This window comes from Anabaena sp. UHCC 0451 (genome assembly GCF_034931405.1).
In the GTDB taxonomy this organism is placed as follows: Bacteria; Cyanobacteriota; Cyanobacteriia; order Cyanobacteriales; family Nostocaceae; genus RDYJ01.
The window spans coordinates 92,976-119,726 of sequence record NZ_JAYGHA010000013.1 but is presented as its reverse complement, the minus strand read 5'-3'; the positions used below and the strand labels follow the sequence as shown (position 1 = coordinate 119,726).

Below are 26,751 nucleotides of genomic sequence, written 5' to 3'. Positions count from 1 at the left end.
CCCACTTCCTTAATAAATATGGGATCTATATCCTCAAATCATGCTATAATTATACACCGTTATCAACCATCCCCAAAAACCCCAACATCAAACATCAATGACTAAACAACGAATTTTAATCACAGGTGCAAGTGGCTGTATCGGTCATTATATCAGCGAAACATTAATAAAAAACACTGAACACGAACTTTATCTATTAGTCAGAAACCCCAACAAACTACAAATTAACACCGCAGAACGTCCAGGAATCACCATTTTACAAGGTGATATGCAGGAAATTGGTAAATTTTCCAATTTACTTAAAACCATTGATATCGCTGTTTTAACAGCTACTTCCTGGGGTGGTGAGGGTATTTTTGATATCAATGTTTCCAAAACTCTAGAATTAATGAGTTTGTTAAATCCTGAAAGATGTGAACAGGTAATTTATTTCTCGACAGCCAGTGTTTTAAATCATGGAAATCAACCACTCAAAGAAGCGGGAGAAATCGGTACAGATTATATCCGTTCTAAATATGATTGTTTACATAAAATCGAAAAGTTAGATATTTTTCCCAAAATTACCACCGTTTTTCCGACCATTGTTTTAGGTGGTGATGACAACAAACCTTATTCCGCTGTTACAACAGGCATTCCCGAAGTTACTAACTATATTAATATCATTCGTTTTTTACAAGCAGATGGCAGTTTTCACTTTATTCATGGTAAAGATATTGCTACAGTTGTGCAGTATTTAATTGATTATCCACCACAAGCAGGAGATCCAAGAAGATTTGTATTAGGTCAATCTTCATTAACTGCTAATCAAGCAATAGAGGAAGTTTGCACTTATTTAAATAAAAAGATTTTCTTCCGCATTCCTCTATCTTTGTCATTAGCTAATGTGATTATTAAATTGTTTAATATTCAAATGGCTGCATGGGATAGATTTTGTATGAATTATCGTCATTTTAACTATGCTAATGCTATTAATCCTAGCAGCTTCAATTTACCAAATTACTGTGCAACTATGAGTGATGTTTTGAAAATTAGCGGTGTGAAATGTGGGAAATGAATATGTGAGGAGTCAGGAGTAAGAAATATGGTGATTTACCAATTGACAACAGTTGTACTACTGCCAAAATATTTTTCGGTGAAAACTTCCTCATAAATGCTTTTAGTTGCCACCCAAAGATGTTCTATGGGGTTAAATTCAGGTAAATACGGTGATAAATAAACTACCCTCGCGCCTACAGACTCGATCATTTCAATAATCCCATTCATTTTATGTGCTTTGAGATTATCCATTACCACTACTGCCCCTTTCCACAATTTTGGTAATAGCTGTCTCCCTTTTTACTTTTGCCCATTGGCAGTTATCAAAAATCATTGGTCAAAATTTAGCAGTATCTTTACTCAAAGGTGCAATTACACACAATCGAATTGTCCCCGCTTACTTGTTTGCTGGTGTTTCTCCTGGAATAGCGATCGCTCTATTTAATATTTATATTTTTCTATCAACGCTCATACTCCCAATAATATATGCAAATATCTGTATAGTATTTATAGTAAAAGAGTATTTACTGAAATAGTTATAAATAATTTTATCTATGCTGTCAGTTATCAGTTATCAGTTGCTAACGACTAATAACTAATAACTAACGACTAATAACTAACGACTAATAACTAACGACTAACGACTATAATCCTGGCAGTTCCAGTCCACTAGTCAATTCTTCCATCCGTTCCCGCATGGTAGCAGTGGACTGATTGTAGGCATCTTTCATCGCTGCTGTCACGAGATCGGAAAGTAGCTCTGGACCTTGTGCTATGGCCTCTGGGGAAATTTCCACTCGCTTCGGTTCTTGATTCCCACTGACAATTACCTTAACAAGTCCACCGCCCGATTCTCCTTGAATCTCCATTCGCTCTAATTCTTCTTGGAGAAGCTTTGCACCTTCTTGAACTTGCTGTGCTTTTTTGAAAGCGTCAGCCAGTTCTCTCATTTTTCCTAAGCCAAAGCCAAATCCCTGTCCTTTTCCTGCTGTCATAATAAATTGTCCACTTGTGCTTTGAATAACAAATCAAATTCAATTATAGTTGGGGTCGGTAATTGGTAATTGGGGATTGAGGATTGGGGATTGGGAAAGAATTTTCTCCCCTGCTCCTCTGCTCCCCTGCTCCCCTGCTCCCCTGCTCCTCTGCGCTCTTCCCAATCACCTATTAACAAAAAGCTTGAAATTCACCAATCATTTTAACTTCTGGCTCTAACCAAATTGACCAACGTTGTTGTACTTCACGTTGAATATGACTAATGAGACAGAAAATATCGCTGGCTTTAGCCCCACCACGATTAACGATAAAATTGGCATGAAGTTGGGCGACTTGCGCTCCACCAATTTGGTAGCCTTTTAATCCAGCTTGTTCAATCAACCATCCAGCAGTATAAGGTTTAGGATTGCGGAACACACTACCACAGCTAGGAAAATTGTAAGGTTGGGTAGAAAGCCGATGCTGTTTATTTTCCTTGGTTGTAGCTACAACTTGTGCGGGATCTGCACCTGGTTGGAGTTGGAAAGTAGCTTGAGTAACTATGCGATCGCCCCCTTGTAATAATGAAGTCCGATATTTGTAACCTAATTCCGCCGGAGTGAGAGTTTCTACTTTACCATCGGGAGAGAGTAATTCCGCGCTAACTAACATCTCTGCTATACAGCTATTATGCGCCCCTGCATTCATCACAACTGCACCACCAACCGTTCCAGGAATACCAACAGCCCACTCTAAACCTTGCCATCCCAATTCTGCTGCTTCCCATGCCAAGCTAGGAATAGATTCTCCTGCGGCGATAGTTAATTGACCTGTTTGTGGGTCAAAACGTTTAGAGCGGAAATGACGAGTAGCAATCACTAAGCCTGGTATACCTTGATCACTTACCAATAAATTAGAACCTGCTCCCAGTATTGTAACTGGTAAATCTAGTTCTTTGGCATACTCAATACTTGCTTGTAATGCTTTTAAGTTGCGAGGAGCAACATACAATTCAGCCTCTCCTCCAACCCGATAGGAAGTAAATGCTGATAAAGAAGCCTGGGATTTAATCACACAATCAGTACCTGGTAAGTAAATTAATTTACTATCGACTGAATTAATTGTTTGCTGTTTATTTGCAGTCAAAGCAGAAATCGTACAGACGTTTCCAGCTGCCTGGGAGGTTGTCATCGTTGCTTTAATTGGTAATTTTTTATCAACGTATTTACCGTAATATTCCGGTATTAATGAAACTATTGCTAGATGGGAAATTTGCTCACAAATAAAACCTAGCAGTGTGCTTCACTTAGGATGTAACTTTAGCTGGTTCACGAAGTGTAGCCAGGATTTCAGGAATTGCTTGATTCAAATTACCAGCACCTAAAAATAATGCCAAGTCACCAGGACGCAGGGTTGATAATAACAACTCGCACACTGAGGATAAAGTAGGTTGATAAATAACTTGTTGGTGATGCTTGGCAATTTCTGCTGCCAATTTTTCACCACTAATCTGCCCTAAATTGGGTTCTCCAGCACTGTAAATGTCAGTCAATACTACTACATCAGCATGAGCAAAAGACTCGGCAAATTCTTCTAAAAAGGTCAGTGTCCGACTGTAACGATGGGGTTGGAAGATAGCAACTACCCTTTGTCCTGGTCTAGCTTGTAAACGTGCTGCGGCAAGAGTAGCACGAATCTCACTAGGATGATGGGCATAATCATCAATGAAGGTAATACCAGCCGCTTCACCCCGGAACTCAAAGCGCCGTCTTGCACCTTCAAAGGTGGCAATACCTTTGGCAATTTCTCCAAATTCTAAACCCAGAGAGCGTCCTACAGCTACTGCTGCTAGAGCATTACTGAGGTTATGCCGACTCAAAAGTTGTACATTCAACACACCCAAGGCTTTACCTTTTTCCCACACCAACGCTGTTGTCCCATCAGCACGATAGTCAATGTTAGTAACAGTGTAGTCAGCGCCCGTATCTGGGTGTAAACTATAGCTGATTGTTGGTTTTAGACGTTCTCGCACTGTTTCACAATCAATGCTGCCGATCAGAATTTGGCAACTTTGAGCAAATTTTTGGAAAATCTCTACTACTTCTTCTAATGTTTCATAGTGGTCGGGATGATCGAGTTCAATATTGGTAATAATTCCAATTGCTGGGGCGTGTTTAATCAAAGAACCATCCGATTCATCGGCTTCAGCTACTAGATACTTACTTTCCCCTAATCGAGCATTCCCTTCCCAAGCGTTGACTTCTCCACCCACCAAAATTGTTGGGTCAAGTCCCGCTTGCAATAGCATATAACCTATCATACTACTAGTTGTAGTTTTACCATGAGTTCCTGCTACAGCAATGCTATAGTAATCAGCAATCAAAGCCGCTAGGACATCGGAACGATGTAAAATTGGGCAGCCTAATTCAATAGCTGCTTTGTATTCCAAGTTACTAGTGTTAATAGCTGTTGAACAAATTACTTGGGGTAGAATTGTCTTTTCTACAGGCAATTGTTCTGGTGAATTTAATAATGTTTCCCTAGCTAATACTTGAGGACGAAAGAACTCAAGATTGCTGGCTTCTTGTCTACTAAAAATGTGAGCGCCCAGAGATTCCAACTTACGGGTAATTTGGCTAGGTCGTAAATCAGAACCGGATACTGGTAATTGACGTTTTGTCAATACATACGCCAGAGCAGACATTCCGATACCGCCAATCCCAATGAAATGAAATGGTCTACCACTAAAATCTATATACTTATTCATCTTTTGTTCCTCTGACACCACACCACAAAATGTTCACATAAGACACGCGTATCATAACAGGATTTTGATTTTTACAGATACTGCTCCTGTAAGATTTTCATATCTGAATAAAGAGTTAATTTTTTACTTTGTTTGTGCTTGTTTAGGAAGATATTCCCTCGGTGAGAGAATAGATCTATTTCTGTTATCTTCTTATGATTATTCTGAAAACTGTAGTGACATCGGGAAAAAAATTCCTGTAATCTTAAATACATATCCTTTGTTGCTTTACTACAAGTGACTACGGAGGTGTTTGAATTGTAAATCTGATTTGAAACTGTATCTGCCCAGTTGGTGAATTGACTACAATAGTACATTGGCAGTGAAAATATTATTCAACTAGTTGCAGCATGAAGTTCCCAGACTCAACATAGTAGTCCGGGTCAAGATGTTTTAACTGGATATTTTACTGACATTTAACCGAATCCCTAATTTCTGGACTGGATGCAGCAACTTGCAATTTTTGGAGGTACATTTGACCCAGTTCACTGGGGACACCTGCTCGTAGCCAAAACGGCTTTGGCTCAATTACATCTTGAACAGGTAATTTGGATACCCTCAAAAAATCCTCCTCATAAACAAGCTTCACTGTTTGAGCATCGGGTAGCAATGCTAAAATTAGCCACGAGAAATGACCCAGCCTTTACTGTCTCACTCATGGAGAGTGAACGCTCTGGGACTTCTTACGCTATCAACACCCTGATCAACTTATCTGCTTGTTATCCAAATACTCATTGGTACTGGATTGTAGGTTTGGATACTTTCCAAACTTTGCCCCGTTGGTATCGTGGCTATGAACTAGCGCAAATGTGTGATTGGCTAATTGCACCCCGACTAGTAGGTGGTGAGACTATAGCTCAAAGTGAGATAATCTGCAAGCAAGTTGAAAAAAAATTTAGAGAAAAATCTCATATCATTCATTGGCAATTACTGCATACACCTTTAGTTAGAGTTTCGTCAAGTATTATCCGTGAACTTTGTCGTCTAGGCCATTCAACTGATGATTTATTGCCAGAACAGGTTGGACTTTACATAGCCACTCACAACCTGTACTCAAATAATTCTGAATAAATTCTGTGTTTTTTTTTGGATCTAACACTTTATAGTTATAAACACTCCCCCCCTTTGCGATATGATTGGGGTCAACGATATCAACTTATAGGCATAAATACAGAGGGCAAGACACTGTGATTAGAGTTGCAATCAACGGTTTCGGGCGCATTGGACGGAACTTCGCACGCTGCTGGGTAGGTAGAGAGAATAGCCAAATTGAGCTTGTGGCTATCAATGACACCTCCGACCCTAGAACCAATGCTCACCTCCTTAGATATGATTCCATGCTAGGGCGGTTACAAAATGCCGACATTAGTGCTGATGATAATTCCATCACCGTTAACGGTAATACCATTAAATGCGTATCTGATCGCAACCCAGATAACTTGCCCTGGAAAGAGTGGGACATTGACCTGATTATTGAATCAACTGGTGTTTTTACCAGCAAAGAAGGGGCAATGAGGCACGTCAATGCTGGTGCTAAGAAGGTTCTGATTACTGCCCCTGGTAAAAATGAAGATGGTACTTTTGTGATGGGTGTGAATCATCATGATTATGATCACAACCTACATAACATCATTAGTAATGCCAGCTGTACTACTAACTGTTTGGCTCCCATTGCTAAGGTGTTAAATGAGAAATTTGGCATCATCAAAGGCACAATGACTACTACCCACAGCTATACTGGAGACCAGCGTTTATTAGACGCTTCTCACCGTGATTTGCGTCGGGCAAGAGCAGCAGCTATTAACATTGTTCCTACTTCTACTGGTGCAGCAAAAGCAGTAGCTTTGGTATTACCAGATTTAAAGGGTAAGTTGAACGGTGTGGCTTTACGGGTACCTACCCCTAATGTGTCAATGGTGGATTTTGTCGTTCAGACCGAGAAGCGCACTATTACTGAAGAAGTTAACCAAGCTTTGAAAGATGCTGCTGAAGGTCCACTTAAAGGCATTTTAGGATATAGCGAACTTCAACTTGTATCTTCTGATTATCAAGGTACAAATGAGTCTTCTATTGTTGATGCCAACTTAACTATAGTCATGGGTAATGACATGGTAAAAGTCATGGCATGGTATGACAATGAATGGGGTTATAGCCAACGCGTTCTGGACTTGGCTGAATTAGTAGCTTCCAAGTGGGCGTAGTTAGGTGACAGGTGACAGTAAGAAGGCAAAAGGCAAGAGGCGAAAGGCAAAAGACACTCATGCCAGAGTTTATTCTTAGCAATTACCAATTACCAATTACCCATTACCCATTACCTATTACCTAAGTAAAATGTTGAAATCCCTGACTGAGACTTAATCCTTGGTCGGGGATTTCTTCATTTTTATGGTGTAATATTACCGCTGATCCTGATATAATTGTGCCGATAATAGCTGCACCTGTACCTAATTTCTGAACTAATATTAATGCGGCTTCTGGTGGTAAACACAGGACTAATTCAAAATCTTCACCACCGTATAGGGCATAATGTAGCGATCGCTCTGGTGTGAGCCATTGATGAAAAACTGATGGTAAAGGGATTTTGCTTGGTTCTAAAATAGCGCCTACTTTACTCGCACAGCAAATTTGTAATACAGCATCGGCTAAACCATCGCTGCTGTCCATACCAGCAATTTTAGATTTTAGATTTTGGATTTTGGATTGAGATTCTACGATTTCCCACAAGATAGGTATGACATCTAAACGGGGGTTGGGGCGCTGGTGTGCTGTGATTAAAGCCGTCTTTTCTGCGGTTGTGAGGTTCTGACCTATTTCCGGCTGTAAGAGCAATTCTAAGCCCCCACGGGAAGCTCCATGAATACCTGTGACGACAATGGCATCTCCGACTTGAGCAGTGGCACGACGGATAATAAAATTGGGGTTGACTTGACCAAAGGCAGTAATTGCTAAAGTTGTGATAGGCGATCGCACAATATCACCACCAACTATTGGCACATTGTACTTTTGCAAACATTCTGTCATTCCTTGATACAGTCTTTCCACCCATTGAACGGTAACATCTCCAGGTAAACCCAGTCCGACGGTGATACCCAAAGGAAAAGCACCCATAGCCGCTAAATCTGATAAATTCGCTGCTGCTGCACGCCAACCAGCATCCTCTGGGGAAGTGGTGACATCACTAAAATGCACACCATCAACCAACATATCCGTGGTGACTACCAAAGATTGTTCTGATTTTGTCACCAAAACTGCTGCATCATCACCAATCACCTCTGAAGGACAGAAGTGTTGTAATCTCTCTAAAAGACCTTGTTCGCCAATATCTCGGACTCGTAAATGTTCTGCTGGTAAGTTAGACATCATTTTGTATTAATTAAAGAGGCAGTAGGCAGGATTTCTGAATTTTGGATTTTGGATTTTCTTTAATTAGTTCCAATCTAAAATCTAAAATCTAAAATTTTCTTCCCCTGTTCCCTGTTCCCTGTTCCCTGTTCCCTGTTCCCTGTTCCCACTGATAAAAATGCGAACCATTGCCGAAATTAATGAAAAAATCAGCCAGAAACGTGCCGTAGTGTGGACGGTTGAAGACTTAAAAACACGAGTAACAGAAATCGGTGTCACCAAAGCTGCAAAAGAAGTTGATGTTATTACTACTGGCACCTTTGAACCCATGGAATCAAGCGGTGCAATTATTAATTTAGGACATACAGACCCACCTATTAAAATTCGGCGTTGCTGGTTAGATGGTGTGCCAGCATACTCTGGTTTTGGGGCGGTAGATTTATACTTGGGTGCTAGTTGTGCTGTAGAAACGATGGATGGGGAAGAACTGCGAGAACGTGGTGGTGGCCATGTGATCGAGGATTTAATTGCTGGTAAACCTGTACAAGTACGAGCTTTAGGACAAGTTACCGATTGTTACCCCAGGGCAACTTTTGAAACCAGTGTGACTCGTGATACCATCAATCAGTTTTATTTATTTAATCCGCGCAATCTTTATCAAAATTTTATTATTGGGGTCAATGGAGGCGAGCGCCCACTTCATACCTATCTAGGACCGCTCCAACCCCGCTTAGGTAATGCAGTTTACTCAAACCCTGGTGCAATTTCCCCCTTATTCAATGACCCCGATTTACAACTGATCGGCATTGGCACAAAAATATTCTTAGGTGGTGGAATTGGTTATGTAGCTTGGGAAGGTACGCAACACTTCCCCTTACAAAAGCGGTTAGCCAATCGCACACCCATTGGACCTTCTGCCACTTTAGCCTTAATTGGTGATGCTAAACAAATGGATGCTCGTTGGGTACGGGGTTGCTACTTCAAAAGTTATGGACCTGCTTTAATGTTGGGTGTCGGTGTACCACTTCCAGTTTTAAATGAAACCGTAATTGAACATTGTGCTGTCCTAGATAAAGACTTAGTAGCGCCAATAGTAGACTTTTCCATTCCTCGACGCGTTCGTCCTACCTTTGGTTTAGTCAGTTATGCTCAACTCAAATCGGGAAAGATCACCATAGAGGGTAAAGCTGTGCGTGTTGCTCCTTTAGCCAGTATGTTTCTCTCACGGCAAGTTGCTTTAGAGTTGAAACAGTGGATAGAAGCAGGCACATTTACCCTCACAGAGCCAGTTTCCCCCATTCCAATGGATCGTGCTTTTTTACCCCAAGACCGTTGGACTGACTTTTAATGGGGATTGGGGATTGGTGATTGGGGATTGGTGATTGGTGATTGGGGATTGATTGGGAAAGATAAAATTGATTACCCAGTCCCCAGTTCCCAGTTCCCAGTTCCCAGTTCCCAGTTCCCAGTCCCCAGTCCCCAGTCCCCAGTCCCTACTCCTGGGGTTTCGGCTTCTTCACTGGCTTGGGAGCAGGGGCTTTTGGTAAAGGTTTAGAAACCGCAACGGGTTCACCACCTATTTTCTTGATCGGACGTGGAGTTTCTTCCCCACTGCGTCTGGGAGGGAATGGCCTTCTCGAAGGACCACCACCAGATCGAGGACCACTTCTGAATGGAGGTTTACGTTTTTTGGGCAAATCAGCGATCGCTTCCGCATTTTCTACCACTAATACATCAGCTTCGCGCTTAACTTTGAAATCCCAAAACTTGCCTACCGCTTTGGTAGCCAGCACACCCCGCATTTTCAACTTAAAATATTTAGGTTTGTCAGTTGGTTTCCGTGCAGCCTGTTTAATTTTAACCACCAAACTTCTAGCGTCAAAAGATTGGTAGACTACCTCACCACGCACGGAAAAGTCACCATCAGGAAGTTCTGATGATGTTTTTGGGGGTTGGGAAATTTCTTCTTTAGCTGGCTTTTGGCGAGCAGATTTCTTAGCGATACCATTTTCGGGTCTCTCTAAAACTTGTGAACCCGAATTTTTGCCATCCTCGTCTGGAGAATTTTTAGCCAGATTTTCTGGCTCCCAAACTCCGACGATTTGGATGTGCAGTGAGTCATTTTCTTGTCTAGTACGGGGATAAACTACCCATAGATGTTCTTTTTCCAGGTCTAGGTGATTTTTGACCAAACTCATAATTCGACCTAAAAGGACGGCATTGAGTTCTACACCATCAGCAGTTATCAATGTTCCTTGGGTAAATTGTTCACTGCTGGCAGAGTAGCGCCCCCGGACTAACCCGATTGCTCGATACTGCATTGGTTCGCTGGGAGGTGGAATCGGTTGTTGCCGACTGGCTAAATTCCCATTGGTATCAGTCTCGCTAGGGTTAACGGGTGAACGATCAGGTTTCGATGACCTATCTGTTAAGTCAATTTTAGTTGGAGCCTGGTTAGAGGCTGTAGAATTAGCGGATTCAGGAGACGGCATCAGGTCGGAATTCATAAAACTCCTTGAGGCGGAGACACATCCCATTATTGTGGGATTTTACAAAGGCAGATGGAAAGAGCGTTTGTATGGCTGAATAAAAGTATATTTCCTTTCAATCTAGCCATTCTAGAGTGCGCTGTGCGAACACAAAGGCGCGAAATTTCGCATTTAGAGACTAAATGTGTCATTTAACGCCTTTACACTAGTTTCGGAAGCATAGCATAGCTACAATTCTGAATGCTCCTCCTAAAGTCATCACTTACTTTAGCAGTCTAGATAGTTATTTGTTATAAAATTCACAGTCAAATAACCGTATTCCGCAAAGTTTTGGAAAATTTTAACTTTGTGATTTGTGTAAATATTGATTTCGATACATCTTGTTCAAATTTATCAAAAGGGAAAAAACTGTGTCTCAACCTCGTAATCGGTGGATAATTCAGGTTGTCTTAGTTCTGGCAGTTGCCGCTTTTATTGGGGTTTCTCTGATACCCATAATTGGGGCTTTCAATGATTCCCAACAACAAGTAGGGCAAAATACGACCAGCAACCCTACTAATTCTAGTTCATCTGAGCAAAAGTCAAAATTGGCAGATGAAGTTCGGGGTTATGAACTGGTTTTGCAACGAGAACCAGAAAATCAAGCCGCACTCAAGGGACTTTTACAAGCACGGTTACAATTACTCAGTCAAAAAGGCAGAGGTGAAGTTAAACCCGCTGATATTCAAGCGGTAATTGAACCTTTAGAGAAGTTGGCTAAATTGAATCCACAACAGTCGGAGTATGCTGTGTTACTGGCGCAAGCAAAGCAGCAAATTGGCGACAAGGAAGGAGCAGCACAAACTTATCGCTCGATTTTAGCAACAAAACCTGGTGATCTCAAAGCTTTACAGGGAATGGTGAATTTACAACTCAATCAGGAACGCCCAGAAGCTGCTATTGGCTTGTTGCAGGAAACTCTATCTACTGCTGCCCAAGCCAATACAATTCAGCCTGGAAGTGTTGATATAGTTGCTGTACAAGTGCTTTTGGGTAGTGTGTACGCTTTACAGAAAAACGATACTCAAGCTATTTCTATATATGAACAAGCAATTAAGAAAGATCCCCAGGATTTTCGTCCCGTGTTAGCAAAGGCTATGCTTTTAAAAGAACAGGGTAAGGTTGATGAAGCAAAACCTTTATTTGATAGCGCCACAGCTTTAGCTCCTGCTCAGTATAAAGATGAAATTAATAAAGCAGCTGCAATACCTACTCCTACTCCCACAGCTTCACCAACAAGTACACCGTAAATCTATGAAGGTGGGGAGATGGGGAGATGGGGAGGAAATTTAATTCTACCTCCTGCCTTCTGCCTCCTAGCTTCCTTCTATGGCGGCGATGATACCGAAGATAATAAATAAAATGCCTCCCAGGAGGGTTATTTGTTTTTCGGAAATTTTACCTGCAATTAATTTACCACCGATGACGGCGATCGCTGTACAAATTGCGTGTCCTAAAGTTGCTCCTAACGTTACACCAATGGGGTTGTTACTAGCTGCTAGGGCAATGGTGGCTATTTGTGTGCGATCGCCCCACTCTGCTATAAATGTCAATACAAACGATTTAAGTAATATTGACCATAAGCTTTTCTGCTGACTGTCTAATTCTGCCTTTTCTACTGCTTCTTTTGCTTCTTCTATGACTTCTTTTTCAGCTTTAGCGGTCATTTTACTGGCATCATAGAGCAGTTTTAAGCCAAAGGCTATAAATAAAACTATTTTGGCATAATGAACATAAATTTCTGAACCCTGTGTTAAAGCTGACAGAATCTGCCCAAATATCACTGATAAAACTGTCATTGCTGCTAATGCTGCTGTCACACCAGCAAACACTACCCGTCGTGGGTGCTGCATTGACAAAATTACAGCGATAAAAAAGGTTTTATCACCTAACTCGGAAATGGTAATTAAAACTAAACCTGCCGTAAATGCTGTTAACACTCTCTCTAGCTCCTGTAGGATTTTTTACCTGTGTGGAGCTTCTAATGAGTGTTTTATGACCTCACTGAAGCTCACACACTCTTTTTGTGTGAACTCAGTGAAGGTCTCGCTTTCAAATACTTTGTTATTCGCCATCTGAACCAGGCTCATCGCCAGTATGTTGATTCAAATGTACTGGCTTTTTTGCCAGCAGCTACTCCCCTTCTATTCGATGCTTATTATACTTTGATGTTCGTTGGGTGTCAAGATTTTGGAATAACGAACCGCAGAGGCGCAGAGGACGCAGAGAAAAGAGGGTTTGAGAGAGATTTTTCGTGAGTCATAAATAAATGGAAAAATTACCTCTTGACATTTCACTCTCAAAATGAGAGGATAATTACACCCGCTAAGGAGAAAAATCACATGAATTTAGGAATCACAATAAACAGGACGTATATCAATGCATTTAATTCACATTCGCGACCTCCGCGATGAAGCAGCTAAGTATCCCAATATCAAAAAACAAATTGAAGATTGGAATGCAATTGTTAAGAAAGCAGAATGGCAAACTTTAGATGATGTTAAGAAAATTTACCGTGATGCTGAAGCAGTTGGTAATTTTACCGTCTTTAACATCAAAGGTAATAATTACCGTCTCATTGTAGCAATAGATTATGAAGATCAAACGGTGTACTACAAATACTTGTTAACTCACGCCGAATATAGTAAAAATAAGTGGAAAAATGACCCTTACTTTTGATACTGATGCTTATATTCAATTACTAGCAGAAATCGTTCCTAAAGTAATTGAAACAGAAGAGGAGTATGAACGTTTTTTAAAAGTTGCCGAATTTCTAACTTTTAAAAATAATCTTACTCCAGAGGAGCGACTTTTAGACAAATTGATTGTCAAACTAATTGAAGATTATGAGGAAGAAAATTATCCTATGGATAAATCTACTCCTCATGAAATTTTGCAACACATCATGGAATCTAGCGGAATTCGTCAAGCTGATTTAGTACGTATTCTTGGTTCTAGCAGCGGTGTGATTTCAGAAGTTGTCAACGGTAAACGTTCAATTAGTAAAGCACAAGCAAAAGCTTTGGGAGAATATTTTAAAGTTTCTCCAAGTTTGTTTATTTGAATTGGTTAAGGAGATTTTAAAAATACGGTTTTTTAAGGGTTTAGCATTGCTAAACCCTGTTTGATAAAAATAAATTACACGGCTTTCAAAATCTCATCATCTACGGAAAAATCAACTTCTATTTTATCTGCACCACTGGCTAAAAAGTCATTTTGCCAAGAATCTTGTAAACCGGAAATTAAATCATATTTCGGTTGCCAATTTAATTCTGTCATGGCTTTATTTACTGATGCAAAAAAGTGTTGTACGCGCATGGGGAAAGCTTTACGTTTGCCGAAATCAAACTTTTTCGGATCGTAATGGACGATTTTCAGATCATCGGCAGATTTACCAGCAGCAACAGCACAAGCACGGGCTAAACCATCGAAAGTGACAAAGCGATTGCCTGAAATATTATAAATCTGTCCAATGGCTTTTTCATTACCAATTACCTGCACCATGGCCTGTGCTAAATCCTGAACATGACCTAGTTGGGTAAAGTGCATCCCATTTCCAGGAATCGGAATTGGGCGATCGCGGACAATTCTATCAAAAAACCAGCTTTCTAAAGGATTATAATTCTGTGGTCCGTAAATATAAGTCGGACGAATCGAAGTAAAAGGTATTCCCAACTGTTGTAAGTAAGCTTCCGTCTCATGCTTACCCTTGTGACGACTCTTCGGATCAACAGTATCACCTTCAATATGGGGCATTTGATCAGATTTCAGATATACCCCCGCCGAACTCATATAAACAAAATGTTTTACCCGTCCGTGAAAAATTTCCGCCAACGGTTGAGTATCAGCAAGTTCCCGACCATTATTGTCAAAAATGACATCAAAGGTTTCTTGTGATAACTTGGCTTTTAATTGGCTAGAGTCAGTGCGATCGCCTATAATTTGTCCTACACCATCAGGTGCTGGATGATTACCACGGTTGAACAACACCACCTCATGTCCAGCTTCCACCAGTAGCTGAGTCAAGTAGACACCAATAAACCGAGTTCCACCAATAACCAGAATACGCATAAAATCCCAATTCCTCAGTAACTTGGGTGGCAAAATCACCCTTGTCTTTGAGGTTATCAGGTTGCAGTATCATCGTGGAACATCTTTTGGTAGGATAGCTTCTCCTACTTAATCAAGAACAACAGGGAATTGGTGATTGGTGATACAATTTTGGATTTTGGATTTTGGATTTTGGATTTTGGATTGTATTTCACGAACTCCAATCTAAAATCTAAAATCTAAAATTTTTGTCCCCAGTCCCCAGTCCCCAATCCCCAATCCCCAGTCCCCAGTCCCCGTAAACTTAGTTGTGCCTTTGAAATATGCTTTAGTTCATGAGTGGCTTACACCCAAAGCCACAGGAGGTTCAGAACTCGTAGTCAGAGAAATTTTAAATCACATTGATGCTGATTTATATGCCCTGATAGATTTTGAATCCAGCAATCCTGAAAGTTATCTCTACAAGCGTCAGATTGGTAAGACCTTTCTTCAGCATTTACCATTAGCCCGCCAAGGTGTACAAAAATACCTACCTTTGTTGCCATTGGCAATTGAACAACTAGATTTGCGCCAATATGATGTCATTCTGTCTTCATCCCATGCAGTAGCCAAAGGCATTCTGACCAATCCTGATCAACTGCATATCTGTTACTGCCATAGTCCAATGCGTTATGCTTGGGACTTGACCTTTGATTATCTCAACCAAAGCAAACTAGGAAAAGGCGGGATGGGATGGATAACAAGATATTTGTTGCACAGTTTACGTCAATGGGATGTATTGAGCGCCAACCGCGTTGATTACTTTATTGCCAACTCCCAGCATACAGCCCGGCGGATTTGGCGTTGTTATCGACGAGCAGCAAAAGTCATTTACCCACCAGTAAATATCGAAAACTTGCCGTTTTCCCCTGACAAGGAAGATTTTTATCTGATCGTTTCCCGATTAGTTAGTTACAAACAAGTATCCTTGATTGTCCAGGCTTTTAATCAGCTAAAACGACCATTGGTTGTGATTGGTACAGGACCGGAAATGAAAAATCTGCAAGCGATCGCAAATCCTCATATCCAAATACTTGGATGGCAACCAGAGAATGTGGTAAAAACATATATGTCTCATGCTAAAGCTTTCATATATGCAGCCTGTGAGGATTTTGGCATTGCTTTGGTAGAAGCACAAGCTTGTGGCACTCCAGTTATTGCTTACGGTGCTGGTGGTGCTTTAGAAACCGTGCGAGATATTCGTACTTGTATGGAGACAGGAACAGGTATATTCTTTAAAGAACAAACCGTAACAGCTTTAGTTGATGCGGTAGAAAAATTTGAAGCCTATCAGGATTGTTTAAAATATGAGTATATAAAATTGCACGCAACTCAGTTTTCTACACAGGTTTTTGCAGATCGCTATCTAGATTTTCTTAATCAGTGTCAAGAAGAAAGACCTTCCCTGAGGTAATAGTCAGGATTTTTGGATTTATTTTCCAGGCTTTTGGGAATTTTACCCCAGAATCACTGCCTTTTAGCTTTAAGATCGGGACTATGTGTGGTGTGGATTATTAAGGAGTATGATGACTGCCCAGAGTTCACTCCTCTCCGGCAAGCGATATCCACGTAAAGATGCTAGTGCCTCAACGCGTACTTTAGCAAAACGTGGACAAAAACCTAAACCTCCCCAGTTACAACCTAGAGGTTTGGTTTTACAAGGTTTAAACGGAGAGTTTGCCAAACGACTGTTCGATATTGCGTTTTCACTGTCGGTTTTGATCTTGTTTTTCCCGATATACATAATCTTGGCCTTACTGATTGCTATCAGTTCAGAAGGTCCGATTTTTTATATCCAAGAACGGGTTGGTAAAAACTATCGCCGTTTTAAATGCATTAAATTCCGCACAATGGTGACTAATGCAGACGAAATCCTTGCTCAAATGATGGAAACATCCCCGGAGTTGCGCCAGGAATTTACCACCACTTTTAAACTCAAACAAGACCCTCGAATTACTAAAATAGGTCACTTCCTACGAATTACCAGTTTAGATGAATTTCCTCAGTTTTGGAACGTTTTAAAAGGGGATATGAGTGTTGTTGGCCCACGCCCTTTAGTATCTGAAGAATTACCAAAATATGGCTGTCACATTGATGAAATTTTAACCATTCGTCCAGGAATTACTGGATTGTGGCAAGTTTCTGGACGTAATGATATTCCTTACCCCCGGCGAGTTCAAATAGACCTACAATATGTCAAATTCAGGAATTTTGGGCTGGATTTACGGATTATCCTGAAAACAATAGATGTAGTCATCATACCTAAAAATAACGGAGCATATTGATAGAGTATGGCTTACGCCACGCTCCGCTATCAGGAGTATGGCTTACGCCACGCTCCGCTATCAGGAGTTCAGTCTTTCCTCCGGCTTTCTTTTTCTAAGGACTACTGACTGCTGGCTTCTGTTGTAAATTTTATGGAATCTTCATAAAAATCTATAATTAATGAAATTTGGGACAAAATTCAGAATAATTATCAAATTATACTAATAATTTTGATTTAGATAATCAGAAGCTTACTTGTTAAAGTGCTTTTTATTCAGTATATTGGTTTACATTTAAGTTTCGATAGCAATTAAGGCTTGTATATTTATCATCAGGCAATTTTAGTAATGACTTGCTGATTTGCCTGAGATAGTCTGTAAATTTTACAACATCAAAATCAAGGAATAATTAGATATGACTGAACAAAAACGAGCCTTGATTACTGGTATCACCGGTCAAGATGGTTCATATTTGAGTGAATTTTTACTAGAAAACGGTTATGAAGTTCACGGGATTATTCGCCGTACCTCCACATTTAATACAGACCGCATTGACCATATTTACGAAGATCCTCATAAAGAGGGTGTAAAATTGTTACTTCACTATGGTGACTTGACAGACGGTACTACACTGCGCCGGATTTTAGAAGAAGTTAAGCCTACAGAAATTTATAACCTGGGCGCTCAATCTCATGTCAGAGTCAGCTTTGATTCACCAGAATATACAGTAGATGCGGTAGGCATGGGAACTCTACGCTTATTAGAAGCTATCCGTGACTATCAACAACGCACAGGGATTCAAGTCAAATTTTACCAAGCCGGTTCTTCAGAAATGTATGGCTTAGTGCAAGCAGTACCCCAAAATGAAACCACACCTTTTTATCCCCGCAGTCCTTACGCGTGTGCTAAAGTTTACGCTCACTGGCAAACAATCAATTATCGAGAATCTTACAATTTGTTTGCTTGTAATGGCATTCTTTTTAATCATGAATCTCCCCGACGTGGTGAAACATTTGTGACTCGAAAAATCACTAGAGCAGTTGCGCGTATTGTCGCTGGTAAACAGAAAAGTATTTATATGGGCAATCTGGATTCCAAGCGGGACTGGGGTTATGCCAAAGATTACGTCAAAGCCATGTGGCTGATGTTGCAACAAGAACAGCCAGATGATTACGTGGTTGCTACTGGTGAAACTCACTCAGTTAAGGAGTTTCTGGAATTAGCATTTGGTTATGTGAATCTCAACTGGGAAGATTATGTGGAATTTGATCAACGGTATTTAAGACCGGCGGAAGTAGATTTGTTAATTGGTGATCCTACTAAGGTACAGCAAAAGTTAGGCTGGAAACCTTCAGTAACCTTTAAAGAACTGGTAGCATTGATGGTAGAAGCTGACTTACAGGCATTGGGTCACACTTCGCCTAATGGCAATGGTTCACTACAACCCCAAGATATTGCTACTATCCGTCAGGAATTAGGCGCTCTCCACTTTTGATTTAAACCACCAGGGGTAAAACTATGATTGATAGTTCATTGATGTTAATCAACCCCTCTAACTTCCGCAGAATGAATCCAAAATCTAAAATCCAAAATCGAATGACTGGCTTAGAGCTAAAAAATAAACGCATTCTTGTCACTGGTGGTTCAGGCTTTCTAGGCCGTCAAGTGATAGATCAACTATCCAAAGCTGGGGCTGACCGTGATAAAATTACAGTCACGCGATCGCATGATTGTGATTTGCGAGTTTGGGAAAATTGCCAACGTGCAGTTGACCAACAAGATATTGTCATTCACTTAGCTGCCCATGTCGGTGGAATTGGTCTAAACCGCGCAAAACCCGCAGAGTTGTTTTACGATAACTTGATGATGGGAACTCAGCTAATTCATGCTGCCTATCAAGCAGGTTTAGAAAAATTCGTCTGTGTTGGTACTATCTGCGCTTATCCTAAATTTACCCCAGTCCCTTTTAAAGAAGAAGACCTGTGGAATGGCTATCCAGAAGAAACTAATGCTCCCTATGGAGTAGCTAAGAAGGCTCTTTTAGTACAACTGCAATCTTACCGTCAGCAGTACGGTTTTAATGGTATTTATCTACTACCTGTGAACCTATACGGTCCTGAAGATAACTTTAACCCCAGTAGTTCTCATGTTATTCCAGCTTTGATCCGCAAGGTTCACGAAGCGCAAGTTAAGGGAGATAAGCAACTTCCTGTTTGGGGTGATGGTTCTCCTACCCGCGAGTTTCTCTATTCTACAGATGCTGCACGGGGTATTGTTATGGGTACGACTTCCTATAACGACTCTGAACCAATTAATTTGGGGACAGGTTATGAAATCTCGATCAAGGATTTGATTAATCTGATTTGTGATTTGATGGAGTATGAAGGGGAAATTGTTTGGGAAACCGACAAACCCAACGGACAACCACGACGCTGTTTAGATACTGAGAAAGCTAAGGAAGCTTTTGGTTTTACTGCTCAGGTAAGCTTTGAAGAAGGGCTAAAAAATACCATTGAGTGGTATCGTCAAAACGCTGCTTAGTTCAATATATCTCGTTATCTCGTTCCCAGTCTCCGACTGGGAATGTCATCACAGAGGCTCTGACTCTGGTATTATCAAAGGCAGAGCCTTGAGAATTCATTCCCATACAGAGTATGGGAACGAGATATATAGCAGATATTAAAAACATCGAAAACTTCACATTGCTAAAAATAGATTCACAACTAAACAAAACGGAACTTCGCCGTAAGTTGCTCAAAACACGTCAATCTATGACTGTTCAAGAATGGAAACAAAAGAGCGATCGCATTTCTGAACAACTCCAAAATTCACTTTTATTTACCCAAGCAACCACCATACTGGCCTATTTCAGCTTTCGTCAAGAACCTGATCTTAGTCCCGTGTTTACCGACTCTCAGCGTCGTTGGGGTTTTCCCCGTTGTGTTGGTAAGTCTCTATCCTGGCACTTATGGCAACCTGATGATATACTTCACATTGGTGATTATGGTATTACTGAACCACACCCAGAAGCACCAATTATAGACCCTACAGAAGTCGATTTAATTCTTGTTCCCTGTGTGGCTTGCGATCGCCAAGGATACCGTTTAGGTTATGGTGGTGGATATTATGACCGTTTATTGAGTTCTCCCGCTTGGTCTAAAATACCAACGATGGGAGTAGTTTTTGATTTTGCGTATTTCGCCCAACTACCCTGTGATAATTGGGATAAACCATTACAGGGTGTTGTCACTGAAACAATTCTTTATTAATTTTCCAAATCGGAGCGGCGGGATTCGAACCCACGACCTCCACTACCCCAAAGTGGCGCGCTACCAAGCTGCGCTACGCCCCGTTCACTTAATTTTTAGATTCTCAATTTTAGGTTTTAGATTGGGGATTTTCTCCAAATTTGTGAATCTAAACTTAATTAAGTCACTCTTACGAGAATAACACAAGGTTCTAAAAAATAGCAAGCCTTTTATCAAAAAACTTTCAGCATTCCTGTAGCTTGCACTAAACCCGGTATAGCATTAGCATCCCATTGTCCTTCTGCACATCGCCCTGTATTAACGATGAAACGCAGACTATAGGAGTGGGGATAGCCTTCTACCTCCATCCATAATAAATCGCTTTCGGCTTCACAGGCGATTTTTTCTTCATCCATTAATTCTGCGGACAAATGCTTCATGGTATCTGCAAGCTGATTTAATAAGCGGCAAAAGTCGTTTAATTCAATTTCGGTTAATTCAATTGCCCAACTATCTGTACCAACTAAACCTTTAAATTCTGGTGCGTCTGGGTTCCACCCTATACGCCAACCAGTTCCGCTTTTAATCACTTTTTGCATTAGTTATTAGTCATTAGTCATTAGTCATTAGTTATTAGTCATTAGTTATTAGTTATTAGTCATTAGCTATTCTCCCCCAGTCACCTGTTCCCTGTTCCCTGTTCCTTGTTCCCTGTGTTAAATATATCAACCAAGGTTTGTACCAGGTTATTGCGTTGATTGCGAGTAAGTTTTTTTATGGTGGTGCGATCGCCGTCTAGCGGATTTTGCTTTAAAGAATCATTACCAGGATAAGATGCTTCATATATTGTTTCATTTGCATCCAAATAATCAGCCAAAGTTAGTTTCCAATCTAAGCGATATATAGGGGATCTACCTTTAACATAAATGTGATAGCGAATCAATCGACTAGCTAGGGTGTTATTTTCGGCAACCTTCCCAGTATCTTTACTGCTATATTGGTTTTGTTTTGGTAAGTCTGGTAACTGCTGATACACTAATCGCCAAACATCACTAGGGCTAATTCTTTGCGCTACAGCAGGTGGAATGCTATGAAAATGTGAGTTTCCTAAACCCAAAACTATTACACTCACTGTTATTAAGGTGATGATCAGTCCTAAATTGAAGCGTAAAAATAAAAGTTTTTTCTTTTTCATTTTTTTATACTAAATACGGTTAGGACTTGGACTTTTCTAAAATTAGGAAAACCCTGGATGTGTAGGGGTAATTCATGAATTACCCCTACCTATAGAATCAAATGATTAAGCCGTTTGGAGTATAACCATCAAGAAGCTAGGAACTGGAAATTAATACCCAATTCCCAGCATCAATAAATTACAATTCTCCGATAATTTCTGGCTGAGTTAGTTCATCAGACATTTCAATAATTGCTCTGAGTACAGGTTTCATCATGCCATCTTCATTATTTTCAAAGTCTTCATAACGCCGACGCTTGGCACGATTTGCTACTTGAACTGTAATCCGATAGCGATTTGATGCGGCGCTAATAAGCTCCTCGGATTTGTGCATTATCTGAGACTGTGTTGTCTCGAATTTAGAGCGTTTCAGCATAATTAGTGATTGTTGGGATTCTACAACAGTTTAGCAGTATATCTAGTTAGCTATCAGAAATCAGCATTTTCAAAGTCCTCAAAACAAAGTCCACCACCTTTATAGAAAAAAGGATATACAGGACTGACGCAACTGGCATATTGGTATGGTGCGTCAGATATCAAAAATAAGTTTATTTGTAGGATTTATGCAGTCTGACGCACCCTACAACAGATTTTTGGTGTGGCACTTGCGTAAGTCCTAATATAAATCAAATATATTATAAATACATACAATAGTTTTTTCAAATTTACTTATGTCTAGAAACAAGCTCATTACTCCCCAGCAATCCCTGTCACTAACACTCAGTTTGACTCTAGCTGCTTTTTCTATGTTACCCATCCTAGCCTCACGGGCTGATGAAAATATACCCCTTCCTTCCAATGCACCACTAGAACTAAATTTATTAACTCAGCCCAAAGGTTCTGTAATCACAGCTAATACTATTAACCCAGAAACTTTAACCATCCCTAGTTTATGGTGGGCAAAAGAAACCTCTGAAAACAAACTTTTAGATAACTGGATAGCATATCCAACTTCTAAACAAGAATTAGCTCGTGTGGACTTGATCGTGAATCAGCAAATTTGGAGTTTATTAGATTACCTGGAAAGGTATAGATTTGTCAACCGCTTAGGTCTCACAGCTAGGAACTTCGGCTATAATATCCGAGTTTTCAATTATCAAAAAGAAATGTTAGCAACTTACACTTGTAATCTGGATATAATGCCAGATTTATGCAATATCCAAATGAGTAATCAGAGTAAAATAGGTTTACGTCAAACTCTAGATAAATTTGGTAATTAAAAATCAGTTTTTAGCAGCATTAGGCTGGATTTTTCATTTTTGCAAATAAAGATTCATATTGCTTTATTGCTGTTGCTGATAATGGTAAGATAAATTCACTTTTATCAAACAATTCCTGATTAGTTAATAAGAGGTTTTGTAAGGGTTCTGAAATATCAGAAGCAGTAATATTTGTGACAATTGGCGTATTAGTTTTAGTCAAGATAGTAATTTCCTTAGCTGTTTTTGGTTGCCAGCAAAAATTGACCCATTCAGATAGTAAATTATTTTTATCAACTCCTGCCGGTCGTACCCATAAGTCTGCCCAAATTGCTGTTCCTGATTGGGGAATTACTGCACTAAGTTTGGGATAACGACTGAGTGCAGGTATAACATCATTTGACCAACCCACTGCTAACCAAGTATCTCCAAGGATGAGAGGTTCTAGGTAGGTAGTAGAATCATAAAATTTTACTTGTTCATTTAATGTTTGTAATTCCGTTTCTAAGGAAGTAATTTCAGCAAGATTTTCTGTATTATAGGATTTTCCGAGTTTCTTTAAAACCAAACCAATTACTTCTCTGGGGTGATTGAGAAGAGAAATTCGCGATCGCAACTCACTCCGCCATAAATCATCCCAATCTTTTAACTGCCAATCAAATTTTTGCAACTTTTCGCGATTATAAACAATGACTGTATTACCCCAGCGATAAGGTGCAGCCCAAACTTGTCCTTGAGGATTTAAATTACCTTGCTCATCCCGTTTTACTAGTTGTTGCCACTTTTGATTTAAAGCCGACCATTGTTTAATTTGTTCTGTTTCTAGTGGTTGAATTAGTTTCTGTTCAATAGCTGCTTTTAACCAATAATCTCCCAATGTCACCAAGTCAGATTTAGATACTTTTTGATTTTGACTAAGTGGAATAAAACTCCTCCATCCTTCTTTACTATTAGCTGCTGGTTGTTGCCAAGTTTGTAACTGTTTAAATAAATCATCAATCTGATTAATGGGGACAAACTTTAAATTTAATTCTGATTGCAAACTTTTACGAAACTGATTAACCACATGACCAGGTATCGAACCTTTTAATAACTTGACATTGAATGCTATCTGTTTATTACCAGCACATCCAATCAGCATTTGAGAAATAGCTAGTCCGCTTGTACCCAGTAAAAAAGATCGTCGATCCATTGATGTTTAATTGTCAAACGATTCATATCTTGCCCCACTATTTTATTGTACTTATTGCCAAAATTACATTTCCAAAACTTGCTTATTTCCGAGCAGGGGGCTATGCTTGATCTAACTTATTAAGGGATAATGAAGGACGGGGCTTTAAACCCAGTTTTTTGGTAATACTTTTACCATTTATAAATTTCTATACATAACATATAGAGGGATAATATTTGATTTATGAAACGATACGTAGGGTGCGTCAGATATAACAAATCTGTTTATTGATAGAATTTATGCAGTCTGACGCACCCTACAAATACTTAGATTTTTTCAAAATTCAAATATGAGTCCTATATAATAATTAATAATTTATTGAGCATCTCAGCAAAAAAATATGAAAGATTAAATAAATCATAAGTATTTTTAACATTAGCAGTAAATTGAATAACATAGAGAAACTATTTTAGAATCAAGGTATTAAATGGAGTCACTACAAAAACAAATACTGACTTTAACAGATAAAGTAGATGCTCTATATCATGTGATTGAAAACCTTGACAGGAAACTGTCTCAGGGTTTATCTGACTGCTTTTTAGAGCAAAAACAACTAGCAGATAACTATCCCGAAAATCTTGAAATTGAACCTTTAAACTTAAAACATCCGCTGAGGTTCACTTCTGATTTAGAGCATAAGGATGTCTTAATGGATGGGATTTATCCAGAGATGAATCTGCAAGCTGGAGATAAGCAAATAACGCCAGAAATTCAACTCCAACGACTAACAGCGCAATTAACAGCAGCATATAATCGCATTGCGGCTTTAGAAGAACAATTAATGCGACAAAGAATTAATTAATTCTTTAAATTGCGATTCGATAGCTGTTAAAAGTTGTTCTTGCTGCCAATTTTGACTTAGATAGGCGGCTATACAGGCTGATCCTGCACCAACACCTTCTTTAACAAAACCCTGCTCATAAGCTTGAAGTTGGGGATAACGAGAATTAGCAAAACTTAACTGTGTAGCTAGTAGGGGCGGAGTTTCTTGACCTCGAATCATGCTATTTGTGCCTAAGCTGAGGGCTAAATCAACCGTAGCTCCAGTAGTGTCTTCTGCTACCCAACGAGTTGTACCAATAACTATTGCTTCTGGTTGCCAAGATAAATCGTAAGCTTGAGCGATCGCTTGCAATAAAGCATAAACAGCCAGCATTTGTGTGCCACCAGCCAGCAAAACTCCACAACGACGACTAGCCGCGATCGCCATTCCAGCTACCACAACTTGCATAGGATCACCTACCGCTGCCACAAGTTCCAGAGGATTAGTAAACCTGTTAAATTTTTCCAGACCAGCTTGTACTACAGAAAGTTTCTGTACATGATTACAAACAGCATGACTGCTGTTAACTTTTCCTGCGGCATCAATACCTAACCCAGTTAAAATTGCCAAAGCCGTTGTAGTCCCACCGACAACGCACTCACTTAAAATTAGATATCCCTGTGGATTATTAGCACTGAGTTGAGAACCCCAAAGTAAACCTTGTTCTAGCAAATGTTTTACCGTGCCTATTTCCATAGCTGCACCTGTACTTAAACACCTAGCCACCGTGCCACCCAAATCAATTAATGGTACAGATGGAATTGAGGCTAAACCCGCATTAAATAAATAAACAGGTATATTTAGTTCTGCTACCACAGCACGAGAAATTAGCACCGGGGAAGCGCCAGCAGTCAAAGGTGGCAGGGGATATTGAGGCTGATGTGCTGCACCATAATACAAAAACTCCGCATCAGCACAAGCTGTATATTTTCGATCATCTGGAGTCAAACCAGCTGCGGAAATACCTGGAATTAAACAAGTTTCTGTAAAACCTAAAACACAAGCAAACACAGGTAAACTACCACGATAACGTCTTACCCATGCTTCACCCTGTGCAAGTTGTGTATAAATCTTAATCATAGGGGATTGGGGATTGGGGATTGGGAATCGGGAATCGGGAATCGGGAATCGGGAATCGGGAATCGGGAATCGGGTGAAAGTTATTCACCCCAGTACCCAGTACCCAGTACCCAGTCCCCAGTCACTAACCTTCATAATCCATAAGCACTTGTACCCAGCGTGGGGGGCGGGGAATGGGATTTCCCAGACGATCTAAAAGCAACCATGCTACCAGATGTACGACAAACAAGTAAATCAAGTTGTTAAATGCAATCAAGAGCATTGCCCCTACTTGAATAAAAAACACACTTGGAGTTGCCAATATTTGCAATTTTAGAAATAACCATTCAATAATTTCTGTCACCTGGTTAATCACATAAACCCACAAATCTTCACCAGATAGCACCGACAGTAACCATAAACGGAAAAACACACCTAAAGTCCCCAAAAGCATACCTAAAGTAATTGATGCTATCCACGGTACACGACGATGCCACGTTGCTCCCAATAGCACACCCATCAAGCCAAAAGGCATCACAAACAACATACTACGAACTGGTCCCATCAGTACAGCCAACAGTAACCCAGAAGTAATAGCAGCCATCCATGCAGCACGTTTACCCCAGCGCAAGTAAACTAAAGCGATGGGGACTGGAAAAAATATTCGTAGCACTGGGCCAAAAGGAAAATAGAAATTAATGAACCAAATCAAGCTGGCCGTACTGGCTAAAAAAGCCGTTTCCACCATTCTCAACGGTGTCTCAACCTTAAGTTGGGAGTGCTTTAATTGTTTTTGTGGTTCTAACTGATGACTAAGATTTGATGATTCAGGGGATGGATCTTCTTCCGGTTCATCTGGCAGAGAATCTAAAATACTCATATCATGTTTGTTTAAACACCTATCATGTCTGTTTTGGC

At 40.1% G+C, this 26,751-nt stretch carries 28 protein-coding genes and 1 tRNA gene; 14 read left to right on the top strand and 15 right to left on the bottom strand.

What is annotated here, in order from left to right:
- Positions 1 to 97: 97 nt before the first annotated feature.
- On the top strand, positions 98 to 1,054 hold the full coding sequence (locus VB694_RS11120) for an NAD(P)-dependent oxidoreductase (protein WP_323360373.1): 957 nt from the start codon (positions 98 to 100) through the stop codon (positions 1,052 to 1,054).
- A gap of 35 nt (positions 1,055 to 1,089) precedes the next feature.
- Here VB694_RS11120 and VB694_RS11115 read toward each other — a convergent pair whose 3' ends face one another.
- The 4 genes from VB694_RS11115 to murC all read right to left on the bottom strand — a co-directional run bounded on the left by VB694_RS11115 (position 1,090) and on the right by murC (position 4,777).
- Positions 1,090 to 1,311, bottom strand: coding sequence for a transposase (locus VB694_RS11115; RefSeq protein WP_323360372.1), 222 nt, complete (start codon positions 1,309 to 1,311; stop codon positions 1,090 to 1,092).
- 368 nt (positions 1,312 to 1,679) lie between these two features.
- Positions 1,680 to 2,030: a YbaB/EbfC family nucleoid-associated protein gene (locus VB694_RS11110; RefSeq protein ID WP_323360371.1), complete on the bottom strand. Its 351-nt coding sequence runs from the start codon at positions 2,028 to 2,030 to the stop codon at positions 1,680 to 1,682.
- 172 nt (positions 2,031 to 2,202) lie between these two features.
- Positions 2,203 to 3,201 carry a UDP-N-acetylmuramate dehydrogenase gene (gene murB / locus VB694_RS11105; protein WP_323360370.1) on the bottom strand — a complete coding sequence of 333 codons (999 nt, stop codon included), beginning with the start codon at positions 3,199 to 3,201 and terminating at the stop codon, positions 2,203 to 2,205.
- 115 nt (positions 3,202 to 3,316) lie between these two features.
- On the bottom strand, positions 3,317 to 4,777 hold the full coding sequence (gene murC / locus VB694_RS11100) for a UDP-N-acetylmuramate--L-alanine ligase (protein WP_323360369.1): 1,461 nt from the start codon (positions 4,775 to 4,777) through the stop codon (positions 3,317 to 3,319).
- 483 nt (positions 4,778 to 5,260) lie between these two features.
- Between murC and nadD the strand changes: the two genes are divergently transcribed.
- Together nadD and VB694_RS11090 are read left to right on the top strand one after the other, a co-directional pair.
- Positions 5,261 to 5,887 (top strand): nicotinate (nicotinamide) nucleotide adenylyltransferase, encoded by a 627-nt coding sequence (gene nadD / locus VB694_RS11095; protein WP_323360368.1) that lies wholly within the window; start codon positions 5,261 to 5,263, stop codon positions 5,885 to 5,887.
- 116 nt (positions 5,888 to 6,003) lie between these two features.
- Positions 6,004 to 7,017 (top strand): type I glyceraldehyde-3-phosphate dehydrogenase, encoded by a 1,014-nt coding sequence (locus VB694_RS11090; protein WP_323360367.1) that lies wholly within the window; start codon positions 6,004 to 6,006, stop codon positions 7,015 to 7,017.
- Positions 7,018 to 7,138: 121 nt separating this feature from the next.
- Here the strand turns inward: VB694_RS11090 and thiL are convergent, their stop codons facing one another.
- Positions 7,139 to 8,179 carry a thiamine-phosphate kinase gene (gene thiL, locus VB694_RS11085; protein ID WP_323360366.1) on the bottom strand — a complete coding sequence of 347 codons (1,041 nt, stop codon included), beginning with the start codon at positions 8,177 to 8,179 and terminating at the stop codon, positions 7,139 to 7,141.
- 157 nt (positions 8,180 to 8,336) lie between these two features.
- On the opposite strand from thiL, the gene VB694_RS11080 reads away from it, so the two are divergent.
- Entirely contained in the window at positions 8,337 to 9,506 is a 1,170-nt protein-coding gene (locus VB694_RS11080) for a homocysteine biosynthesis protein (RefSeq protein ID WP_323360365.1), read from the top strand.
- Between the two features lie 145 nt (positions 9,507 to 9,651).
- Here the strand turns inward: VB694_RS11080 and VB694_RS11075 are convergent, their stop codons facing one another.
- Positions 9,652 to 10,665, bottom strand: coding sequence for a hypothetical protein (locus tag VB694_RS11075; protein WP_323360364.1), 1,014 nt, complete (start codon positions 10,663 to 10,665; stop codon positions 9,652 to 9,654).
- A 392-nt stretch (positions 10,666 to 11,057) separates the two neighbouring features.
- Between VB694_RS11075 and VB694_RS11070 the strand changes: the two genes are divergently transcribed.
- Positions 11,058 to 11,936 carry a tetratricopeptide repeat protein gene (locus VB694_RS11070; protein ID WP_323360363.1) on the top strand — a complete coding sequence of 293 codons (879 nt, stop codon included), beginning with the start codon at positions 11,058 to 11,060 and terminating at the stop codon, positions 11,934 to 11,936.
- Between the two features lie 66 nt (positions 11,937 to 12,002).
- Here the strand turns inward: VB694_RS11070 and VB694_RS11065 are convergent, their stop codons facing one another.
- On the bottom strand, positions 12,003 to 12,626 hold the full coding sequence (locus VB694_RS11065; RefSeq protein WP_323360362.1) for a TMEM165/GDT1 family protein: 624 nt from the start codon (positions 12,624 to 12,626) through the stop codon (positions 12,003 to 12,005).
- Positions 12,627 to 13,065: 439 nt separating this feature from the next.
- Between VB694_RS11065 and VB694_RS11060 the strand changes: the two genes are divergently transcribed.
- Together VB694_RS11060 and VB694_RS11055 are read left to right on the top strand one after the other, a co-directional pair.
- Positions 13,066 to 13,365 carry a type II toxin-antitoxin system HigB family toxin gene (locus VB694_RS11060; RefSeq protein WP_323360361.1) on the top strand — a complete coding sequence of 100 codons (300 nt, stop codon included), beginning with the start codon at positions 13,066 to 13,068 and terminating at the stop codon, positions 13,363 to 13,365.
- Positions 13,349 to 13,750, top strand: coding sequence for a helix-turn-helix domain-containing protein (locus VB694_RS11055; protein WP_323360360.1), 402 nt, complete (start codon positions 13,349 to 13,351; stop codon positions 13,748 to 13,750). The genes VB694_RS11060 and VB694_RS11055 overlap by 17 nt, the downstream gene beginning before the upstream one ends.
- 74 nt (positions 13,751 to 13,824) lie before the next feature.
- Here VB694_RS11055 and VB694_RS11050 read toward each other — a convergent pair whose 3' ends face one another.
- The gene (locus VB694_RS11050; RefSeq protein ID WP_323360359.1) at positions 13,825 to 14,757 is read right to left on the bottom strand and encodes an NAD-dependent epimerase/dehydratase family protein; all 933 of its coding nucleotides are present in this window, start codon (positions 14,755 to 14,757) and stop codon (positions 13,825 to 13,827) included.
- 289 nt (positions 14,758 to 15,046) lie between these two features.
- On the opposite strand from VB694_RS11050, the gene VB694_RS11045 reads away from it, so the two are divergent.
- From VB694_RS11045 to VB694_RS11025, 5 genes are all read left to right on the top strand, one after another.
- Positions 15,047 to 16,189 carry a glycosyltransferase gene (locus VB694_RS11045; RefSeq protein ID WP_323360358.1) on the top strand — a complete coding sequence of 381 codons (1,143 nt, stop codon included), beginning with the start codon at positions 15,047 to 15,049 and terminating at the stop codon, positions 16,187 to 16,189.
- A gap of 112 nt (positions 16,190 to 16,301) precedes the next feature.
- Positions 16,302 to 17,060 carry a sugar transferase gene (locus tag VB694_RS11040; RefSeq protein WP_323360411.1) on the top strand — a complete coding sequence of 253 codons (759 nt, stop codon included), beginning with the start codon at positions 16,302 to 16,304 and terminating at the stop codon, positions 17,058 to 17,060.
- Positions 17,061 to 17,454: 394 nt separating this feature from the next.
- Positions 17,455 to 18,534 carry a GDP-mannose 4,6-dehydratase gene (gene gmd / locus VB694_RS11035; RefSeq protein ID WP_323360357.1) on the top strand — a complete coding sequence of 360 codons (1,080 nt, stop codon included), beginning with the start codon at positions 17,455 to 17,457 and terminating at the stop codon, positions 18,532 to 18,534.
- 101 nt (positions 18,535 to 18,635) lie between these two features.
- Positions 18,636 to 19,580, top strand: coding sequence for a GDP-L-fucose synthase (locus VB694_RS11030; RefSeq protein ID WP_323360410.1), 945 nt, complete (start codon positions 18,636 to 18,638; stop codon positions 19,578 to 19,580).
- Positions 19,581 to 19,693: 113 nt separating this feature from the next.
- A complete protein-coding gene (locus VB694_RS11025) occupies positions 19,694 to 20,308 on the top strand; it encodes a 5-formyltetrahydrofolate cyclo-ligase (protein ID WP_323360356.1) in 615 nt (204 codons plus the stop codon).
- Between the two features lie 9 nt (positions 20,309 to 20,317).
- Here VB694_RS11025 and VB694_RS11020 read toward each other — a convergent pair.
- The 4 genes from VB694_RS11020 to VB694_RS11005 all read right to left on the bottom strand — a co-directional run bounded on the left by VB694_RS11020 (position 20,318) and on the right by VB694_RS11005 (position 21,897).
- Positions 20,318 to 20,391 (bottom strand) — tRNA-Pro (locus VB694_RS11020).
- 129 nt (positions 20,392 to 20,520) lie between these two features.
- On the bottom strand, positions 20,521 to 20,886 hold the full coding sequence (locus tag VB694_RS11015) for a DUF1818 family protein (RefSeq protein ID WP_323360355.1): 366 nt from the start codon (positions 20,884 to 20,886) through the stop codon (positions 20,521 to 20,523).
- Between the two features lie 80 nt (positions 20,887 to 20,966).
- Positions 20,967 to 21,482 carry a hypothetical protein gene (locus VB694_RS11010; RefSeq protein ID WP_323360354.1) on the bottom strand — a complete coding sequence of 172 codons (516 nt, stop codon included), beginning with the start codon at positions 21,480 to 21,482 and terminating at the stop codon, positions 20,967 to 20,969.
- Between the two features lie 178 nt (positions 21,483 to 21,660).
- Entirely contained in the window at positions 21,661 to 21,897 is a 237-nt protein-coding gene (locus VB694_RS11005; protein ID WP_323360353.1) for a DNA-directed RNA polymerase subunit omega, read from the bottom strand.
- 295 nt (positions 21,898 to 22,192) lie between these two features.
- On the opposite strand from VB694_RS11005, the gene VB694_RS11000 reads away from it, so the two are divergent.
- Positions 22,193 to 22,741, top strand: coding sequence for a hypothetical protein (locus tag VB694_RS11000; RefSeq protein WP_323360352.1), 549 nt, complete (start codon positions 22,193 to 22,195; stop codon positions 22,739 to 22,741).
- 19 nt (positions 22,742 to 22,760) lie between these two features.
- Here VB694_RS11000 and VB694_RS10995 read toward each other — a convergent pair whose 3' ends face one another.
- The gene (locus tag VB694_RS10995) at positions 22,761 to 23,912 is read right to left on the bottom strand and encodes an extracellular solute-binding protein (RefSeq protein WP_323360351.1); all 1,152 of its coding nucleotides are present in this window, start codon (positions 23,910 to 23,912) and stop codon (positions 22,761 to 22,763) included.
- A gap of 466 nt (positions 23,913 to 24,378) precedes the next feature.
- On the opposite strand from VB694_RS10995, the gene VB694_RS10990 reads away from it, so the two are divergent.
- Positions 24,379 to 24,753, top strand: a complete 375-nt coding sequence (locus VB694_RS10990) for a hypothetical protein (protein ID WP_323360350.1) — start codon at positions 24,379 to 24,381, stop codon at positions 24,751 to 24,753.
- On the opposite strand, the gene cobT is transcribed toward VB694_RS10990, so the two are convergent.
- Both cobT and VB694_RS10980 read right to left on the bottom strand, forming a co-directional pair.
- Entirely contained in the window at positions 24,730 to 25,854 is a 1,125-nt protein-coding gene (cobT, locus tag VB694_RS10985) for a nicotinate mononucleotide-dependent phosphoribosyltransferase CobT (protein WP_323360349.1), read from the bottom strand. The genes VB694_RS10990 and cobT overlap by 24 nt on opposite strands.
- 124 nt (positions 25,855 to 25,978) lie before the next feature.
- Entirely contained in the window at positions 25,979 to 26,713 is a 735-nt protein-coding gene (locus VB694_RS10980; protein WP_323360409.1) for a DUF2232 domain-containing protein, read from the bottom strand.
- Between the last annotated feature and the right edge of the window lie 38 nt (positions 26,714 to 26,751).